The sequence below is a fragment of the Aliivibrio thorii genome, assembly GCF_057368585.1.
This window is the reverse complement of the sequence record NZ_CM170654.1, coordinates 1966112-1983911: the sequence shown is the minus strand read 5'-3', so window position 1 is coordinate 1983911 and position 17800 is coordinate 1966112. Positions and strand designations below refer to the sequence as shown.

General features: G+C 38.2%; 18 protein-coding genes. 6 read left to right on the top strand and 12 right to left on the bottom strand.

Annotated features, from left to right (window positions below):
- Nucleotides 1-151: 151 nt before the first annotated feature.
- Both trxC and AC2IP4_RS08970 read right to left on the bottom strand, forming a co-directional pair.
- Nucleotides 152-586: a thioredoxin TrxC gene (trxC, locus tag AC2IP4_RS08975; RefSeq protein ID WP_486307135.1), complete on the bottom strand. Its 435-nt coding sequence runs from the start codon at nucleotides 584-586 to the stop codon at nucleotides 152-154.
- 144 nt (nucleotides 587-730) lie between these two features.
- Nucleotides 731-1054: an HI1450 family dsDNA-mimic protein gene (locus tag AC2IP4_RS08970; protein WP_486307136.1), complete on the bottom strand. Its 324-nt coding sequence runs from the start codon at nucleotides 1052-1054 to the stop codon at nucleotides 731-733.
- 183 nt (nucleotides 1055-1237) lie between these two features.
- On the opposite strand from AC2IP4_RS08970, the gene AC2IP4_RS08965 reads away from it, so the two are divergent.
- Nucleotides 1238-2542, top strand: coding sequence for an inosine/guanosine kinase (locus tag AC2IP4_RS08965; protein WP_375322105.1), 1305 nt, complete (start codon nucleotides 1238-1240; stop codon nucleotides 2540-2542).
- Between the two features lie 83 nt (nucleotides 2543-2625).
- Here the strand turns inward: AC2IP4_RS08965 and AC2IP4_RS08960 are convergent, their stop codons facing one another.
- Nucleotides 2626-3501, bottom strand: a complete 876-nt coding sequence (locus tag AC2IP4_RS08960) for a D-hexose-6-phosphate mutarotase (protein WP_486307137.1) — start codon at nucleotides 3499-3501, stop codon at nucleotides 2626-2628.
- Nucleotides 3502-3697: 196 nt separating this feature from the next.
- Complete coding sequence (gene gap, locus AC2IP4_RS08955; RefSeq protein WP_105054370.1) at nucleotides 3698-4690, bottom strand: type I glyceraldehyde-3-phosphate dehydrogenase; 993 nt, start codon at nucleotides 4688-4690, stop codon at nucleotides 3698-3700.
- Between the two features lie 335 nt (nucleotides 4691-5025).
- On the opposite strand from gap, the gene msrB reads away from it, so the two are divergent.
- Nucleotides 5026-5436, top strand: a complete 411-nt coding sequence (msrB, locus tag AC2IP4_RS08950) for a peptide-methionine (R)-S-oxide reductase MsrB (protein WP_486310195.1) — start codon at nucleotides 5026-5028, stop codon at nucleotides 5434-5436.
- Nucleotides 5437-5492: 56 nt separating this feature from the next.
- On the opposite strand, the gene AC2IP4_RS08945 is transcribed toward msrB, so the two are convergent.
- Nucleotides 5493-6335 carry a DUF2989 domain-containing protein gene (locus AC2IP4_RS08945; protein WP_375322108.1) on the bottom strand — a complete coding sequence of 281 codons (843 nt, stop codon included), beginning with the start codon at nucleotides 6333-6335 and terminating at the stop codon, nucleotides 5493-5495.
- A gap of 118 nt (nucleotides 6336-6453) precedes the next feature.
- Here AC2IP4_RS08945 and AC2IP4_RS08940 point away from each other — a divergent pair, with 118 nt between their 5' ends.
- Entirely contained in the window at nucleotides 6454-6738 is a 285-nt protein-coding gene (locus AC2IP4_RS08940; RefSeq protein ID WP_375322109.1) for a YeaC family protein, read from the top strand.
- 137 nt (nucleotides 6739-6875) lie between these two features.
- A complete protein-coding gene (locus AC2IP4_RS08935) occupies nucleotides 6876-7025 on the top strand; it encodes a hypothetical protein (protein ID WP_181044556.1) in 150 nt (49 codons plus the stop codon).
- Between the two features lie 23 nt (nucleotides 7026-7048).
- On the opposite strand, the gene AC2IP4_RS08930 is transcribed toward AC2IP4_RS08935, so the two are convergent.
- Complete coding sequence (locus AC2IP4_RS08930) at nucleotides 7049-7894, bottom strand: ion transporter (RefSeq protein ID WP_375322110.1); 846 nt, start codon at nucleotides 7892-7894, stop codon at nucleotides 7049-7051.
- A 583-nt stretch (nucleotides 7895-8477) separates the two neighbouring features.
- On the opposite strand from AC2IP4_RS08930, the gene adhE reads away from it, so the two are divergent.
- On the top strand, nucleotides 8478-11129 hold the full coding sequence (gene adhE, locus AC2IP4_RS08925; protein WP_375322111.1) for a bifunctional acetaldehyde-CoA/alcohol dehydrogenase: 2652 nt from the start codon (nucleotides 8478-8480) through the stop codon (nucleotides 11127-11129).
- A 150-nt stretch (nucleotides 11130-11279) separates the two neighbouring features.
- On the opposite strand, the gene AC2IP4_RS08920 is transcribed toward adhE, so the two are convergent.
- From AC2IP4_RS08920 to sodB, 3 genes are all read right to left on the bottom strand, one after another.
- Nucleotides 11280-11951, bottom strand: a complete 672-nt coding sequence (locus AC2IP4_RS08920) for an SDR family oxidoreductase (protein ID WP_375322112.1) — start codon at nucleotides 11949-11951, stop codon at nucleotides 11280-11282.
- Nucleotides 11952-12169: 218 nt separating this feature from the next.
- Nucleotides 12170-12676, bottom strand: a complete 507-nt coding sequence (locus AC2IP4_RS08915) for a VC2046/SO_2500 family protein (protein ID WP_375322113.1) — start codon at nucleotides 12674-12676, stop codon at nucleotides 12170-12172.
- Between the two features lie 207 nt (nucleotides 12677-12883).
- Nucleotides 12884-13468 (bottom strand): superoxide dismutase [Fe], encoded by a 585-nt coding sequence (sodB, locus tag AC2IP4_RS08910; protein WP_375322114.1) that lies wholly within the window; start codon nucleotides 13466-13468, stop codon nucleotides 12884-12886.
- 236 nt (nucleotides 13469-13704) lie between these two features.
- Between sodB and grxD the strand changes: the two genes are divergently transcribed.
- Nucleotides 13705-14040 carry a Grx4 family monothiol glutaredoxin gene (grxD, locus tag AC2IP4_RS08905; protein WP_375322115.1) on the top strand — a complete coding sequence of 112 codons (336 nt, stop codon included), beginning with the start codon at nucleotides 13705-13707 and terminating at the stop codon, nucleotides 14038-14040.
- 122 nt (nucleotides 14041-14162) lie between these two features.
- Here grxD and AC2IP4_RS08900 read toward each other — a convergent pair whose 3' ends face one another.
- From AC2IP4_RS08900 to rnt, 3 genes are all read right to left on the bottom strand, one after another.
- Nucleotides 14163-15476 (bottom strand): response regulator, encoded by a 1314-nt coding sequence (locus AC2IP4_RS08900; RefSeq protein ID WP_375322116.1) that lies wholly within the window; start codon nucleotides 15474-15476, stop codon nucleotides 14163-14165.
- 196 nt (nucleotides 15477-15672) lie between these two features.
- Nucleotides 15673-17001: a Na+/H+ antiporter family protein gene (locus AC2IP4_RS08895; RefSeq protein ID WP_375322117.1), complete on the bottom strand. Its 1329-nt coding sequence runs from the start codon at nucleotides 16999-17001 to the stop codon at nucleotides 15673-15675.
- Between the two features lie 47 nt (nucleotides 17002-17048).
- Nucleotides 17049-17717, bottom strand: coding sequence for a ribonuclease T (gene rnt / locus AC2IP4_RS08890; protein WP_060990548.1), 669 nt, complete (start codon nucleotides 17715-17717; stop codon nucleotides 17049-17051).
- Nucleotides 17718-17800 lie beyond the last annotated feature (83 nt).

The window sequence follows — 17800 nt, the reverse complement described above, 5'->3', positions numbered from 1 at the left end:
TTCTTGCTTGTTAAAATCGATTATATCTGTGTTATACCTTTCTATTGCAAAAATTAGGTGTAATTAGAACCACTAGTTACTGTAATTTATGCCTTGCTCTAATCGATTTTTCCTACGCAACTATCTGAACAACTGCTTATCCAGAATGGTATTATTTAAGCAGTGCTTGATTTAGCCACTGATCAAATTGACCTTTTGGTAATGCCCCATTAATCATATCTACACGTTGACCGTTCTTAAAGACCATGATCGTAGGGATAGAGCGGATCTGATATTGTGCGGCAATTTGTTGTTGGGCTTCCGTATTTACTTTTACACAGCGAATTTGGCCATTACGTTCAGCAGCAACGTCTTCAAATACCGGAGAGAATCCGATGCATGGATTACACCACGGGGCCCAAAAATCGATGACAATAGGTTTATCACTATTCATCAAAGCTGCAAGATTATCAGATGTCCCTTCTAGTGGTTTTCCATCCAATAGTGATTCTTTACAGCGTCCACAGGTTGCAGTGTCATTAATGCGTTCAATAGGAAGGCGGTTGAGTCCATTACACAATGGGCATCGAGATTGAAATTGAGACATGGTATTCCTTTATAATTTTATAGCGAAAATTGCTTGTGAGCATAAAGAAATAATGGGGATGTTATGTGAGATATTCAATTACAAAGAGCAATAAAAAAGGAGCAAATAAATGCTCCTTAGTACGAAATGCTAAGCTTGGTGAAATTAATCACGCTTCCATAACATGTGGCAGAACTTGTGTTCAGGATCACGGCTTACTAGCATACGAGCAAAGACATCATCTAAAACATCAGACTCTTCATTCACTAAGCCAATTAGTACTTCAGCATAGATTTCTGCGTCAACATCAAAGCCAACGTGCTCAGCCCAATCATCACGAGTATCTACGACTTCAGCCGCACCGCGGTCATCAAATTGAAGAGTGAATAGTGCTACATCAGCCGGTTCAAGATTGTCTTGAGCCATTTCAAGGAAAATATCGTAAGCGACTTCGATTACGTCATCATAGCTAATTAGTTCAGTTGTCATGGTGATTACCTTTAGAAAATACGCTCATAAATTATCACGAATGTCCTCTATAAGGCTAGAGCTATCAACAAATAGAAAGAGCAAACGTTTGCCTTTCGTTGAGGCTAATATCAGTAGTTGCGGCAGAGTTATTGAGCGGCTAAACTTCGCACTTCTTCCATTAGCCAGTTGAATGATTATTTTATGAAATTTCCAGGTCAGCGTAAATCCAAGCATTATTTCCCAGTTCACGCTCGTGATCCATTAGTTAGCCAAGCTCAAGAAACCAAAAAAATGTCGCGTACGCACATTATCGGTATTGATCAAACGTTAGTGGATATTGAAGCTCGAATTGATGATGCTTTTATTGAAAAGTATGGCTTGAGTAAAGGACACTCTCTGGTTATCGATAATGATAAAGCGGAAATGCTTTATAACGAGCTTAAAGATAACAATATGATCACCAACGAGTTCGCTGGTGGTACGATTGGTAATACACTTCACAACTATTCAGTATTGGCTGATGATAAATCTACATTGCTAGGTGTGATGAGTGAAGACATTCATATTGGTAGCTACTCATACCGCTACTTATGTAATACGTCTAGCCGAATGGATTTGAACTACCTTCAACCGGTTCCTGGTGCAATTGGTCGTTGTTTTGCGCTTATTAGCCAAGACGGTGAGCGTACGTTTGCGATCAGCGAAGGTGACATGAACCAACTTCGTGCAGAAAGCATTCCAGAGAAAATCTTTAAAAATGCATCTGCATTAGTACTGACTGCTTATTTAGTTCGTTGTAAAGATGGCGACCCAATGCCAGCTGCTACGATGCAAGCTATTGAGTACGCGAAAAAGCATGACGTACCAGTAGTATTGACTATGGGTACTAAGTTTGTTGTTCAAGATGACCCACAATACTGGCGTGACTTCCTAAACGATCATGTATCAGTGGTTGCTATGAACGAAGAGGAAGGTGAGGCGCTTACTGGTGCTTCAGATCCCCTACAAGCAGCAGATAAGGCTCTTGAATGGGTTGATCTTGTCTTATGTACCGCGGGCCCTGTAGGGCTTTATATGGCGGGTTATACTGAAGACGAAGCAAAGCGTGAAACTTCTTTGCCATTACTTCCAGGTACTATTCCAGAATTCAACCAATTTGAGTTTAGCCGTCCTGCAATTAAAGACAGCTGTGAAAATCCAATGAAGGTGTATTCCCATATCTCACCATACATGGGCGGCCCTGAAAAAATCAAGAATACCAATGGAGCGGGTGATGGCGCTTTATCGGCTTTATTACACGATATGGCAGCAAACCATTATCACCGTAATAATGTACCTAACTCAAGCAAGCATCAGCACTCTTACTTAACGTACTCTTCGTTCTCTCAAGTATGTAAGTATTCAAACCGTGTAAGCTTTGAAGTATTAGCACAACATTCACCACGTTTATCTCGTGGTTTACCAGAGCGTGAAGATTCGTTAGAAGAGTCTTACTGGGAAAGGTAAGCTCAGTATGAGTTTATTATAAAAAAATAGATGTTATAAAAACGGAAGCCTAAGTGCTTCCGTTTTTGTTTCTGTCTTTAAGATTAAGCGCTAATTATTGTACTTAATACAAATGATTCATTAGGTTGAATTACTTTAGCTGTTTCTAGACTTGCAGCATGATAGGTTGATTCAACACACACCATCGTTTGGTAGCCATTATTATTCATATCACCCATAGATTCAGCCCCTTCAATCCAAGGATTCCAAATTACCGCTGAATTGTGTCCAGCATTAGTGATAGATAGCGTACGTTGTGTATCTGAGATTAGAACTGTATTTTCTGGTTGGGTGTAAACACGGTCAATAGCGGCATCAATAGATAGCGTATCGCCGCCAGAGCATACTTTAGCTTCCTGTAAGCCATCAATATAGCTTGAACCCATACCAGTAATTGTTGTGGTGTTAATATCTGAAATATTTAGGTATGTGTGCAATGCACCTGAGCAGTTCCACGCTTTATCATCTGTATTTTTCGCATCTAGAGTAATAAGTAACTCATCGCCAATTTCGACAGTCAAGCGAGCTTCAAACTCAAAAGGCCAAATAGCTTTGGTTTCTTCTGATGCTTTTAAACCAAGAACCACAATAACGCCGTTATCATTTTCACGATGCTCAATTAGTGACCAAGTGCTATTGCGAGCAAAGCCATGAGCAGGATCTGCAATGCGACCAAACCAAGGCCAGCAAACAGGAACACCGCCACGAATTGCTTTCTCTGGGTTAAAAATAGCCTCTTTACTCATCCAAATAAGGTTTTCTTGGCCTTTTGGAGTGAAAGATAAAACATGACCACCATGCAAAGAGATCGCTGCCTCTGCTTTTTCATGGATGATGCGTACAATCTTAATGTCATCAAGTTGAGCAATAGTAACACTATCAGATAACACACTGATTGTTGGAAGGTGAGTAATGTTCATAGGTAACTCCTAAAATGATAAATACATATTCTTTTTTCAGACAGAAGAGCGGAATAATGGCCTAGAAAAAGAATAGATATTTATTAGGGGGGGCTAAAATAACAGATACAAAAAAGGCGACAATAAAGTCGCCTTTCATCCTTAAAAGATACTAAAATCTTTTAAGTTAGCTTTCAAAGAAAGTCTAAACTAATGCTTACTTAGAAACGTGAGCGATTAGGTCAAGAACTTTGTTTGAGTAACCGATTTCGTTGTCGTACCAAGATACAAGCTTAACGAATTTGTCAGTTAGAGCAACACCAGCTGCAGCATCAAATACTGAAGTTTGTGTTTCGCCGATGAAGTCTTGAGAAACAACAGCTTCGTCTGTGTAGCCTAGAACGCCAGCGTATTCGTTTTCAGAAGCACGCTTCATTTCAGCACAGATTTCTTCGTAAGTTGCAGCAGTTTTTAGGTTAACAGTAAGGTCAACAACAGAAACGTTTGCAGTTGGTACGCGGAAAGCCATACCAGTTAGAAGGCCGTTAAGCTCAGGAATTACTTTACCTACTGCTTTAGCTGCACCAGTTGAAGATGGGATGATGTTTTGAGAAGCACCACGGCCACCACGCCAGTCTTTCGCAGAAGGACCATCTACAGTTTTTTGAGTCGCTGTAGTTGCGTGAACTGTAGTCATAAGACCAGATTCAATGCCCCACTTGTCGTTAAGTACTTTAGCCATTGGCGCAAGACAGTTAGTAGTACAAGAAGCGTTAGAAACGATATCTTGACCAGCGTAATCTGCAGCGTTAACGCCCATAACGAACATTGGAACGTCACCAGAAGGACCAGTAAGAACTACTTTCTTAGCGCCAGCTGTGATGTGTTTACGAGCAGTTTCGTCAGTAAGGAAAAGACCAGTTGCTTCAGCAACAACGTCAACGTTGATAGCATCCCACTTAAGATCTTCTGGGTTACGTTCAGCAGTTACACGTACTGTGTTACCATTTACTACTAGGTTACCGTCAACTACTTCAACTGTACCGTTGAAACGACCGTGAGTTGAGTCGTACTTAAGCATGTAAGCCATGTATTCAACGTCGATAAGATCGTTGATACCAACAACTTCGATGTCGTTGCGCTCTACAGATGCACGGAAAACAAAACGTCCAATACGGCCAAAACCGTTAATACCTACTTTGATAGTCATTATATGTTGCTCCACAACTTAAATTTGATTTTCAGGTTTAAATTAACTGGTAGTAAAATTACAAAATCCTGAGCCAACCTGCAAGCGAAAATGCCATTTATCTTGTTTAAAATCAAAAAAAACACCTTATTCTGTTAACATAAAGAAAAAATCTTACGTAATTTATAGAAAAGTCGGTTATTTAGTGACCTTAATGACATGTTATGAAAAAAAGTTACATAACTATTAATGTCATTTTGCTAGGCTGCTGTAAAATTACTTTAGCAAATTATGTGCTACAAAGGTGATAGTTAGCAAGGTTTAATTTAAATAAGTCTTAAGGGGTAGTATTTTAGATGAATAAATCAAAACCATTTTTAGAACTTACAGAAGTCGATTGGCAGGAACGATTGACGCAAGAAGAGTTCAATATTTGTCGCAAACAAGGAACTGAAGCACCTTTCTCTGGTAAATTATTACACAATAAATCAACCGGTTCTTATGCTTGTACGTGTTGTCAGACGATTTTATTTGAGTCTGATAACAAATATGATTCAGGGTGTGGTTGGCCAAGTTTTGATGCACCAATTAATGATCAAGTTATTCGTTATATTAAAGATACAAGTCATGGAATGGAAAGAATTGAAATCCGATGCCGTCATTGTGATAGTCATTTAGGCCATGTATTTAATGATGGACCTAAAACAACAGGTGAGCGTTTTTGTGTTAATTCGGTCTCTTTACGTTTTGATGGTGAAGCGGAATAATCACTTAAAAAAAGGAGCGAAACACGCTCCTTTTGTAAATCATAATATAGTCTGATCTAAATCGTCTTATCTAAATTTGGCAATAATGAAGATCTGAATGTTTGATTATCAATGTTCTCTTTTATTACGTCACTTGTAAGCTTTAATTGTGTCTTTTCGGCATCAGAGAATTGGTATAATAAGTTAAGTTGTTTTTCTGAAGCGACTTTTAGTTTAAATTCTTTACCGACTAACGCCCATACATAAGCAAGTTTTTTATTATTTTCTTTATGATTAATGCTAGCTAATGATTTAATGATGATCGCATGTCGGCCATCCTTGTAGTCTTGCTCTGTTAACAATTCTAATGAATGATTTAAGATTGAGATGGTCTTCTTACCGTCTCTTTGAGTATAGAAAGTTGCAAGTGCATATTGCATCTCGGTCGATTCAAGAGCTTTGCTTCCTTCTAATTGTAAAAACTCGCGTAATGCATTTTTATCACCTGTCGTCCAAAGATAGAAAAGAACTTTAGGCTCTTTAGAATGTTGCAGCTCTAACGATAATGCATCAATAGCATCGTAAGAATGAAGTAATGCTTCGCTGCGCTTAGATTTAATTTCTTTTGCTGTAATAGGCTCAATTTGTGCAGCAGAGGTTAAACAGATTTGATATTCATGGGTCGCCTTAATTGTTTTTAATTTATCTAAATCGCTATTGCTTTTTAATACATCAAATCGACTAAGGATGAGAGAATCACGCTGATAGCGACATTGACCATCACGCATATTTAATTGACTACACTGTAAAGCTTCATGATCTTCACACAACTGTTCGGTTGTTGGTTTTACTCCAAAACATGCAGATAGTAAGAGGGTACTCAGAGTAAGAAAAGAAAGTCGTTGAATAGTTAAAAACATGATGATCCTATAGATAGAAAAAAGGAAACGTGATCCATTACACCTATTTATCGGCACCTTGTTGACTAACATTAATGAAAAGCTATCGTTTGTGGGCAGTTAATATAGAGAGGGAATAATGGATATTAATAAATTATTAGAATCAATGACACCTGAAGTCTTTGAAAATTTGCAATATGCAGTCGAAACAGGGAAATGGCATAACGGAACTTTACTGTCTGCTGAGCAAAGAAGTACTTGTATGCAAGCGATGATGTTGTATCAATCAAAGCATAATAAAGAGGCACAACATATGACCGTTGCTGAAGGTGGTGAAATTAGTTTTAAATCAAAATCTGAATTAAAAAAACAGTTTACTAAAGGGCAAGAAGATATTGTTCGTGTAAAGGTGTCATCTGACTGATTTTATCTTTTTTTGCTTAATATCTCAACAATAAGAATTTTAATGCTACATTGATCCCAAAAAGAATTTATAAAATTGTCGATAAGGGCTTACTCAAGTAGATTATCGGCAGTTTAATAAATTTAAGAAAAACAATAATGAAAAAGACTAAGGGACAAGTCCTGACTAAATTTGCAGCATTTGCTGTTGTATTTGTATTACTTGCTGTTATTGCAGCACCAAAATTTCTTGATAATGGGTCTGAAAATAACATATCGCAAGGGTCATTAACGCTGTATTCAGAATAACAGCGCCAACCACCTAAGTTTGATTAATGTGATCTTGTATTCACTATTCTTTTATGTGGTTCAGGAAGTTCACTACCACAATGCTTACAGTGCATAGCATCAGATTCATGCCCACCTTTGACACAGTTCGGACAGCGCACTAAATCTCTGTGCGCATTCATTTCTTGATTTAACTCTGCAGTAATAATACCTGTTGGTACCGCTAAAATTGAATAACCTAGTAACATCGTGAGTGATGCGACTGCTTTTCCTAATGCGGTATGGGGAACAAGATCCCCATAGCCTACAGTTGTTATTGTCACTATTGCCCAATAGATACTTTGCGGAATGCTGCTAAAGCCATTGTCAGGCCCTTCGATTACAAACATCAAAGAACCAAAAACAGTCACTAAAATTGCAACGGTACTAAAGAAAATCAGTATTTTTCTTTTCGCCATCAATAATGATCGTAAAAGAATATTAGAATCTTGCAGATAGCGTACTAGTTTTAGAATTCTAAAAATCCTCATCACACGAAGTAATCGAATAATAGCAATGTAACTTGCGCTCGGGAAAAATAGAGCTAAGTAGGTAGGCAAAATCGCTAGTAAATCAATTACACCATAAAAACTTTTAGCGTAAGAACTTGGTCTTGGAGAGCAATAGAGTCTTAGAAGATATTCCAAAGTAAATATAGCGGTAAAAATATACTCTAAACTCCACAATACATCCCCGTAAACCGCTTTTACTGAGCTGATCGAATCTAAAACCAACGTGGCTTGAGAGGCAAGGATTAAGATTATCAATGTGATATCGAATCTTTTCCCTCCTTTAGTGTGTGTACCAAAGATAGTGGTATATAAATAATGTTTTATACGTTTTGTTTTCATAGTTATCACTGCATTCCAACCTATTGCTCTCAAACAAGAATAATGAAAAAAAGAGCGTCTCTCCACTATATATTTGTTTTTCAATCTAGATTGGCTCTTATTTATGCATAAAAGAATAATAATAAAGTGATCTAGAGCAAGTTATTTGAAAGATAAAAGATGTGAATTTTATTCTAGTTATACTACTCTTTAGTGGCACGAGTATTTCGCCATAATCTGTCATTTACGACCGTAATTGTGTAACTTTATTACAACTCGTGATTTTGTTAATAATCGAATTGTTAATAGTAATTACTTTGAATTGGATCATAGTTAGATGTAACTATGTGATCTAAATCATAATTATATTGTGCTACCCGTTAGGAGTAAGTCGAAAGTGGTAAATAAATTCTCATAACTGATCTGAATCAATACTTTTCAAATTGTGAAAGAATATAATCAGTTTTGAAAGCAATTTACTAAGAAAGTAAAGCAAGATAACCAAGAAAATGGTTAAGCTTAACTGCGAACAAGGATGAAAAGCAGAGTCCTTACTAAATAGTTTTTAATGAATTTTATAGTTTTTATTTTTAGGAGAAACAATATGCCTGTAACTAATTTAGCTGAACTTGATGCTCTAGTAGCACGCGTTAAAGCGGCGCAAAAAGAATTTGCGAACTTTCCACAAGAGAAAGTTGATGAAATCTTCCGTGCAGCGTCTCTAGCAGCTTCAACAGCTCGTATTGAACTAGCAAAAATGGCGGCAACTGAGTCTGGCATGGGTATCATGGAAGACAAAGTAATCAAAAACCATTTTGCTTCTGAGTTTATTTACAATAAATACAAAGACGAGCTTACGTGTGGCATCATCGACCGTAACGATGAAGGCGGCACGATCACAATTGCTGAACCTCTAGGTATTGTTTGTGCAATCGTTCCAACGACAAACCCTACTTCAACGGCAATCTTTAAAGCGTTAATTTGTCTTAAAACACGTAACGGTTGTATCTTCTCGCCACATCCACGTGCTAAAAATGCAACTAACTATGCAGCTAAAGTTGTATTAGATGCAGCAATTAAAGCGGGCGCACCAAAAGACATCATTGGTTGGATTGACCAACCATCTGTTGAATTGTCAAATACATTAATGAAACATGACGACATCAACATGATCCTTGCCACTGGCGGTCCTGGTATGGTTAAAGCGGCTTACTCTTCAGGTAAACCAGCAATTGGTGTTGGCGCGGGTAATACACCTGTAGTTATCGACGAAACTGCTGATATCAAACGTGCTGTTTCTTCTATCTTAATGTCTAAAACATTCGATAACGGTGTTATTTGTGCTTCTGAGCAAGCGGCAATCGTTGTTGAGTCTATCTACGACGAAGTTAAAGCTCGTTTCGCTAAATACGGCGCGGTTGTTCTAAGCAAAGAAGACGCAAACAAGGTACGTAAAGTTCTGCTTATTGATGGCGCACTTAACGCTAACATCGTTGGCCAACCAGCATATAAAATCGCTGAGTTAGCAAATGTTAAAGTACCTACTTCTACTAAAATTCTTATCGGTGAAGGCCTAGAAGCTTCATGGGATGATGAATTTGCTCATGAAAAACTATCTCCAACGCTAGGTCTATTTAAAGCGAAAGACTTTGAAGATGCAGTACGTCAAGCGGGCATCGTATTAGACATAGGTGGTGTTGGTCATACTTCAGTACTTTACACTGACCAAGATAACAACGAAGAGCGTATCGCGTACTTCGGTGACAAAATGAAAACTGCTCGTATTCTTGTGAATACACCAGCATCTCAAGGTGGTATCGGTGACCTTTACAACTTTGAATTAGCACCTTCACTAACGTTAGGTTGTGGTTCTTGGGGTGGTAACGCTATCTCTGAAAACGTAGGTCCTAAGCACCTTATCAACAAGAAAATTGTAGCTAAGCGAGCAGAAAATATGTTGTGGCATAAACTACCAAAATCTATCTACTTCCGTCGCGGTTGTTTACCAATTGCAATGACTGACCTTGAAGGTAAAAAACGTGCATTAATCGTTACTGACCGTTTCTTATTCAACAACGGTTACATCGATGACCTACGCTCAATCTTAAAAGAGAAAGGCATGGAAGTTGAAGTGTTCCATGAAGTAGAAGCAGATCCAACATTAGCAGTAGTTAAAGCCGGTGCTGAAGCATGTGCAAGCTACCAACCTGATGTTATCTTAGCGGTTGGTGGTGGTTCACCAATGGATGCTGCGAAAATCATGTGGGTAATGTACGAGCACCCAGAAACTGATTTCGAAGACCTATCTATGCGATTTATGGATATCCGTAAACGTATTTACAAGTTCCCTAAAATGGGTCAAAAAGCTGAACTAGTATGTATAACAACGACTTCTGGTACAGGTTCTGAAGTTACACCATTTGCTGTTGTAACTGATGAAAAAACGGGTCAAAAATACCCATTAGCAGATTACGAACTAACGCCAAACATGGCTGTTGTTGATGCTAACCTTGTAATGGATATGCCTAAGTCTTTATGTGCATTCGGTGGTTACGATGCAGTAACTCACGCATTAGAAGCTTACGTTTCTGTTCTTGCAAACGAATACTCAGACGGTCACGCTCTGCAATCACTTAAGATGCTTAAAGAGTACTTACCAAGCTCTTACGCTAACGGTAAGAAAGATCCAATCGCTCGTGAGAAAGTACACAATGCAGCAACAATCGCTGGTATGTCTTTTGCGCAGTCTTTCCTAGGTGTGTGTCACTCAATGGCGCATAAATTAGGTGCGGAATTCCACATTCCACATGGCCTTGCTAACGCGTTATTAATTGCTAACACAGTACGTTTTAATGCAACTAATAACCCAACTAAACAAGCTGCTTTCTCTCAGTACGACCGTCCTAAAGCACGTGCTCGTTACGCTGAAATTGCAGAGCATTTAGGTTACCGTGAAGGTAATACTGAAACGAAAGTTAATGCATTACTTGGTTGGTTAGAAGAGCTTAAAATTGCACTGGATATCCCAATGTCAATTCAAGCAGCTGGCGTTAACGAAGCTGAATTCATGGCAAAAGTGGATTCAATTGCTGAAGATGCGTTTGATGACCAATGTACAGGTGCTAACCCACGTTACCCATTGATCAAAGAGCTTAAAGAAGTATTAATCGCTTCTTACTATGGTACGGCTTACGCTGACGTAATGGACGCACCAGAAGTGAAAGCAGAAGTAAAAGCGAAAAAAGCAAAGAAATAATTCAATGCTAATAAGCTAAGATATTTTCACTCCTAATCTGAAAATATTGAAATGATAAAAACCACCTTATTTCGTAAGGTGGTTTTTTTATGCCTAAAGCTTTATAGAATAAAAGCTGAGAAAGAAGAGTGTGCAGATAATTATTGGTAATTAGGCTGTAGCTTCAATAATACGACCATTAAAATATTCATTCTGAAGAATATATTCCGTATTTTTTATGAGCTCTTGATTGATAAGGTTTGTATTCGGTTCTGAAAACTCATTAGAAAGGCGCGGTGCAACTCCTCCAACTCGAATATTAAATGGATTTAATTCTTTAGCCCAGCTTTTGGTTAAACCTGCTAATAATGCTGTTGAATTATCTAAATATTGTTTTTGTGAAGAGTGCTTATGATGGCCTAAATTTATGATCACACCTTCTTTGCAGTGATCTCTCATGTTTTGAGCAGCATATTGACCGTAGGTAAATAGGGTTGCAGCTAATTCGGTTAATTGAAATGGACATTCGTCTTCGTATGGAGCGAGTAAACTCGGCAGGGCTACGTCAGTATAATTGTTTATTAGAGCATCAATTCCACAACTGAACTCTTTATCAATAGAGTGAAATAAACGGTGAATGCTGTCTAAAGATTGGTCTTTCAGTTGGAAACTAATAACATTGGAGTTGATTTGTCGACACAGTCGAAGAGTTTCATTAAGTCCGTCATGATTTGAATCTACAATAATAAGACATGCGCCAAGAGAGGCAAAATGATATGCAACGTCTCGGCCCATAAAGTTGCCAGCCGATGTGATTAGAATGATTGAATGTTCAATTTGCATAGCATTCCTTCCTTAAAGCAGTTCGTTATTATCATGGATAAGGTGCTTTAATAATGGGATAGAAATATGACATCTGCTGTGAGCTTGACGAGAAATGCGGATTAATTTGTATTCAATTGTAGGATTTATGCACTAACTCACATAATAATTCTGAATGAGTGAGAGGAGGAGTAGGTATATTGATAACTTTAATTAGAGTTGAAAGAGTAATAGCAGTCTTAAACGTATAGGTTCATTTCTGAATGACGTTTAGCTGTAACTAATTCATTATAAAGGTCTTGTGGAATGGCATTAAAAATTTCACTGCCAGATTCTAATTGACGTCGTTGGTGACCTGATAGGTTATGGTAAATCTCTTCTGGTAAATCACAAGTATCTTGTGGCATATAAGCCATTGCATCAGGTGCTAGGCCATATTGCAATTTAGCACTAGCTAAACCGCCATTATGAAATTGATTTGCTTGTGAAGCGGCGCGAGAGTAGCTTTCTTCATTGCTACGCAGGATTTGAGCGTCAGCCAGGTGAAAGCGTTGACGAAGCAGATCTTCGGTTATTTTTTTCTCGTCTATCTTTTCAATAGGTGTATTTTCACGTAAATCATTAGACAGTAAAGACATCATTAGGGCGAAATCGGCACGGCGACCTGCTTCCATAGCATGGTTTAGGTTTGAACCGTATTGAATTTCACAGATTAACTCTGCTTTATCTAAAGTATGTACTTTCATGAATCAATTCCTCTTGATGATAAATACTTATCGGAAAAGAATTGAAAACCTTTAGCTTTTTTAGGAAATTAATTGCCGTTTTTTAAAATTTTTTAGATGTAGGGCAAAGTGTTACCGCAAAATAAGGAAAATAAGAAGGCCAGTATAAATACTGGCCTTCTTATTTTGAGCATGACTGTTATAAGAACAGTTAGTCAAAGTATGGGATTATTTTGCTAGGTTTTCTTCTACGAAAGACCAGTTTACTAATGCCCAGAACGCGCCCATGTAATCAGGACGAACGTTACGGAAATCGATGTAGTAAGCGTGTTCCCATAGGTCAACAGTTAGAAGCGGAGTAACCCCTTCATCTGTTAGAGGAGTAGCAGCGTTAGAGGTATTAACGATAGCTAGAGAACCGTCAGCGTTTTTAACAAGCCAAGTCCAAGAAGAACCGAAGTTGTTGATTGCTGAATCTGTGAATTTAGCTTTGAATTCTTCGAAAGAACCAAATGCAGCATCGATAGCAGCAGCTATTGCGCCAGTTGGTTGACCGCCAGCGTTTGGCGCTAGACAGTTCCAGTAGAACGTATGGTTCCAAATTTGTGCTGCGTTATTGAAAACGCCACCAGTAGATGTCTTAACGATCTCTTCTAGTGTTTTGCCTTCAAACTCAGTACCTGGAATAAGGCCGTTTAGTTTAACAACATAAGTGTTGTGGTGTTTACCGTGGTGGTAATCCAGAGTCTCTGCTGAGATGTGTGGTTCTAATGCGTCTTTTGCGAACGGTAGAGCTGGTAATTCAAATGACATTGCTCATGTCTCCATCTAATAAGAGGTCTACGCCTCACTAAATTCCAAAAAATATGCGCTCTATTAAACGTAGAGCTTTATCTGACTTCGAATTGATTCTAGCAAGTTTTGATTTTATTAAAAGAAAAAGTGGTGAATTTTCAATAAATAATACCACTACAAATATTAGGTATTTTTTTCTGAGAGCATAACAAGTAGAATGGATACAACTTAGTGTCGACCCATTAGAGGATACAATGGAAACTATCGATAAGATCAAGCAACAAATTGCTGAAAACCACATCATTCTATATATGAAAGGCTCTCCTAAGCTTCCAAGCTGTGGCTTTTCATCTCAAGCATCTCAAGCGCTAATGAACTGCGGTGAGAAATTTGCTTATGTAGATATCCTACAGAATCCAGATATCCGTGCTGAACTTCCAGCATACGCACAATGGCCTACCTTCCCACAACTTTGGGTTGAAGGTGAGTTAATTGGCGGTTGTGATATTATTCTTGAAATGTTCCAAAAGGGTGAATTAAAACCTTTAGTTCAAGAAGCCGCACAACGTAATACTCCTGAAGCTGAGTAATAGTTTAAAACCGTCATAATTTATTTATGATTTGTTTAATTAAAAAGCCACGTATTATTGATAATACGTGGCTTTTTTAATCGTTATAGATTTAATCATTACCCAATAATAAAATAGGTTATCTATCCGGATGCTTTCGCTTTTTCAAAAGCAAGCGTTTGCAGTTTTGCTAAGGTCGATTTTCCTTGCTGTAATCTCGCGAGCCATTTTGTTTCAATATACTCTTTCTCATCATCAAGTTTCATCTCGCAATACACTAAATAAACGATATAAGCCGTTTCATAATCAGTAATATCAGCATGTTGAATATCTGATATTAATCGATTTGCTTCGCCATAACGGTTCATTCTTAGCTGAAATAAAGCGGATAATGCTCGTTGAGCAGAGATACATGGAATACCGCGCAGTCGTCCTTTTAATTTCGCACTGACTCGTTGCCATGCACTTTCTGGTGACCATTCTTGCAGCACTTCTTCTGGCGCAAGAAAGAGGTCTCCCCAAGCTGCCATTGCTCGTTTTCCAGCAGAATCAAACGCTGAATTTGGTAGCAAATACGCATATTTTGTCAATAAATCAAATGCATCATAACGATCGCCTTTGGCTATCAATGACCAAGTATAGTAACTAAATCGTAAGTAGGAATAAGGGGCAAGTTCAAAGCCTTTTTTCCAATAACGAGTAGCAATAGGTAAATTATTTCGACGAAAAGCAATATCAGCTTTTAGATCGAGAAGATGAAGGTTACTGGTTTCATGTTTTGGCAATAATAAATCAGTAAGTTGATTTGCAGTATCAAAATCTTCTTGGGCGATATAGATTTTAATTTGCTGCAATTCAGCTTCAATAGATTTTTTTATGATAGATAGCAATGCTTTATTGACACTCAAGGCTTCTGCTAAGCGGTTCACTCTTATTAAGCGAGCTGCAAGTTTGAGCATTGAATCCTTAAGAATTGTTTTATTTGGAGATTTAAAAATAAGAGGTTTTACACCCGCTAGCCCATCTTTAGTGTAGGCAGCAATCATTCCCATAGAGAATTTACGTTTAATTAAATCATGATTAATAATAGTAATAATTTCTTCTGGACGGATTGGTTTTTGTATGTATTTAGCAGGGCTGTAATCACTGTACGCCAATTCGATTTGAGGGTCTTCATTACCTGTAATGATATAGATAAGCGTATTGTCATTAACAAGCTTAAGTAAACGTAATTGCTCTAGCATTTGAAGACCTGTACTTCCATGACCTAAATTATGGTCAACAAAAAGCACATCAAATTTTTGTTGTTTGCAATTACCTACTGCTGCTCCTGCCGTTGGGCAGCAAGCTATGTTGTTTGTAGGAACCCCAATACGGCTGAGCAACGCTCTAATAGCATTTTGAATAACAGTACTGTCATCAATGATGAGAAAAGAGGAAAGCTTAATTAATTTCATGTGAATAGTAGGGAGGTAACGAAACAAGTGTCAGAGTATAACAAGTGTCTCTATTAAATATAGATAAAACTCACAATTGAAGGTGAAATATATTTGATCTTAGTACAAAAAAGCGACAGGAATCCCCGTCGCTTTTATAAGTGTTATCTAAATCATTAATATCATTAATATCATTAATATCTAGGTTGCAGGGGATCTATAGAACCATCGCTGCAATCCAACCAAAAGCAATTAATGGTAAATTGTAATGTAGGAATGTAGGAACAACGGTTTCCCATACGTGCTCATGCTGGCCATCGGCATTAAGACCAGAGGTTGGGCCTAATGTTGAATCAGAAGCAGGTGAACCTGCGTCACCCAATGCAGCAGCAGTCCCGACTAAGGCAATTGTAGCCATTGGAGAGAAACCAAAGGCAATAGCAAGAGGGACATAAATAGTCGCGATAATTGGGATTGTTGAGAAAGATGAACCTATACCCATTGTTACTAATAAACCGACAATAAGCATTAATAGAGCGGCAAGAGGCTTATTATCACCAATAGAAGTTGATAATGCTTGAACTAGGGTTTCAACACCACCTGTGGCTTTCATTACTGCCGCGAAACCCGCTGCAGAAATCATAATGAAGCCAATCATCGCCATCATATGGACACCACGAGTAAAGACATCTTGAGTCTCTTTCCACGCGATTACACCACCAAAAGTGAAGACCATAAAGCCAGCTAATGCACCAACAATCATTGAACCTGTTGCTAATTGAACAGAGAGAGCAGCAATAATCGCCACAATAGATATTTGAATGTGTCGCTTATTAAATGTAGGTGTTGCGTTTGTTGCTTGCATCTCCGCATTATCAATATCAGCGTAAGTTCTAGGCTTACGATAAGAGATGAAAATAGCAATCAGTAGGCCTGTAACCATGCCAAGAGCAGGTAAAGCCATTGCTAGAGGTACTTGGCTTGCAACAACATCTAAGTTGTTATCATGAAGGTTTTTCAACAAAATATTGTTTAGAAAAATACCACCAAAACCAACAGGAAGAATCATATATGGAGTCACTAAACCAAAAGTAAGCAGACAGGCAACTAAGCGACGGTCTAACTTTAATTTATTAAACACTTGGATTAGTGGTGGGATCAAAATTGGGATAAACGCGATATGCACAGGAACGACGTTTTGAGATGAAATTGTGATTAACAAAATTAAGCAAAGTAGCAGGTATTTAACCCCTGTAGCAGCATGTAGGTTGTCTTTACCGTTAATGCGTTTAATTACACTATGAGCGAGTAAGTCAGTAACACCTGATTTGGAGATGGCAACGGCAAAAGCACCAAGCATAGCGTAGCTTAATGCAATAGTCGCACCGCCCCCTAAGCCACCTTCAAAGGCTGAGATAGTATCAGATAATGATAAACCACCGACTAATCCGCCGATTAGTGCACTGAATGTCAAAGCAACAACAACGTTAACTCTAAGCAAAGCGAGGATAAGCATTACCGAAACAGAAAGAATGATTGGATTCATTTTGTTTAGTTTCCCTGTAAATATTGTGTGTTTGGCAAAGTAGCCAATTAAGTATTATTAGTATTATCTTCTTCTGGTTCTGGGAGTAGAGGCCAGCCACCAAGATCTTTCCACTTATTTACGATATGGCAGAAAAGTTCTGCTGTTTTAACCGTATCATAAAGTGCTGAATGGGCTTCTTTTCCGTCGAAATCCATTCCGGCTGTTTTACATGCTTTTGCTAATACCGTTTGCCCTAGAGCTAAACCACTAATTGCTGCGGTATCAAAGGTACAGAAAGGATGAAAAGGGATGCGCTTTAATTTTGCTCGTTCAGACGCTTCCATAACAAAACTATGATCGAAGTTTGCATTATGAGCGACCATGATGGCACGTCGGCAATCGTGCTGCTTTTGTTCTTTACGGATCTGTTTGTAGATCTCTTTTAATGCGATATCTTCAGTTACTGCACCACGTAAAGGACTGAACGGGTCACGAATACCATTGAACTCTAACGCTTCTTTTTCAAGGTTAGCGCCCTCAAAAGGAGCAACATGATAGTGGATAGTTGTTGCAGGCTTTAAATAGCCTTCTTCATCCATTGCCAAAGTGACTGCACAAATTTCAAGTAAAGCATCAGTTTTTGAATTAAAACCAGCGGTTTCAACATCAATAACGACAGGGAAATAACCACGAAAACGGTTTTTTAATAAATTATGTTGCTCTACTTCAGTCATCATTCGGTACGTAAGAAAATGTTGCCGCTATTATTACAGATTATCGTTAGCATAAAAACTGTAAATAAGGTGTGATGGGGATA

Excerpts from the sequence above, each read along its gene's own strand:
- AC2IP4_RS08895 (WP_375322117.1), bottom strand. The coding sequence starts at position 17,001 with ATGAATCCAATCATTCTTTCTGTTTCGGTAATGCTTATCCTCGCTTTG.
- AC2IP4_RS08945 (WP_375322108.1), bottom strand. The coding sequence starts at position 6,335 with ATGTTTTTAACTATTCAACGACTTTCTTTTCTTACTCTGAGTACCCTC.
- adhE (WP_375322111.1), top strand. The coding sequence starts at position 8,478 with ATGCCTGTAACTAATTTAGCTGAACTTGATGCTCTAGTAGCACGCGTT.
- AC2IP4_RS08965 (WP_375322105.1), top strand. The coding sequence starts at position 1,238 with ATGAAATTTCCAGGTCAGCGTAAATCCAAGCATTATTTCCCAGTTCAC.
- trxC (WP_486307135.1), bottom strand. The coding sequence starts at position 586 with ATGTCTCAATTTCAATCTCGATGCCCATTGTGTAATGGACTCAACCGC.
- AC2IP4_RS08940 (WP_375322109.1), top strand. The coding sequence starts at position 6,454 with ATGGATATTAATAAATTATTAGAATCAATGACACCTGAAGTCTTTGAA.
- gap (WP_105054370.1), bottom strand. The coding sequence starts at position 4,690 with ATGACTATCAAAGTAGGTATTAACGGTTTTGGCCGTATTGGACGTTTT.
- AC2IP4_RS08935 (WP_181044556.1), top strand. The coding sequence starts at position 6,876 with ATGAAAAAGACTAAGGGACAAGTCCTGACTAAATTTGCAGCATTTGCT.
- AC2IP4_RS08900 (WP_375322116.1), bottom strand. The coding sequence starts at position 15,476 with ATGAAATTAATTAAGCTTTCCTCTTTTCTCATCATTGATGACAGTACT.
- AC2IP4_RS08915 (WP_375322113.1), bottom strand. The coding sequence starts at position 12,676 with ATGAAAGTACATACTTTAGATAAAGCAGAGTTAATCTGTGAAATTCAA.
- grxD (WP_375322115.1), top strand. The coding sequence starts at position 13,705 with ATGGAAACTATCGATAAGATCAAGCAACAAATTGCTGAAAACCACATC.
- sodB (WP_375322114.1), bottom strand. The coding sequence starts at position 13,468 with ATGTCATTTGAATTACCAGCTCTACCGTTCGCAAAAGACGCATTAGAA.
- AC2IP4_RS08970 (WP_486307136.1), bottom strand. The coding sequence starts at position 1,054 with ATGACAACTGAACTAATTAGCTATGATGACGTAATCGAAGTCGCTTAC.
- AC2IP4_RS08960 (WP_486307137.1), bottom strand. The coding sequence starts at position 3,501 with ATGAACATTACTCACCTTCCAACAATCAGTGTGTTATCTGATAGTGTT.
- rnt (WP_060990548.1), bottom strand. The coding sequence starts at position 17,717 with ATGACTGAAGTAGAGCAACATAATTTATTAAAAAACCGTTTTCGTGGT.
- AC2IP4_RS08920 (WP_375322112.1), bottom strand. The coding sequence starts at position 11,951 with ATGCAAATTGAACATTCAATCATTCTAATCACATCGGCTGGCAACTTT.
- msrB (WP_486310195.1), top strand. The coding sequence starts at position 5,026 with ATGAATAAATCAAAACCATTTTTAGAACTTACAGAAGTCGATTGGCAG.
- AC2IP4_RS08930 (WP_375322110.1), bottom strand. The coding sequence starts at position 7,894 with ATGAAAACAAAACGTATAAAACATTATTTATATACCACTATCTTTGGT.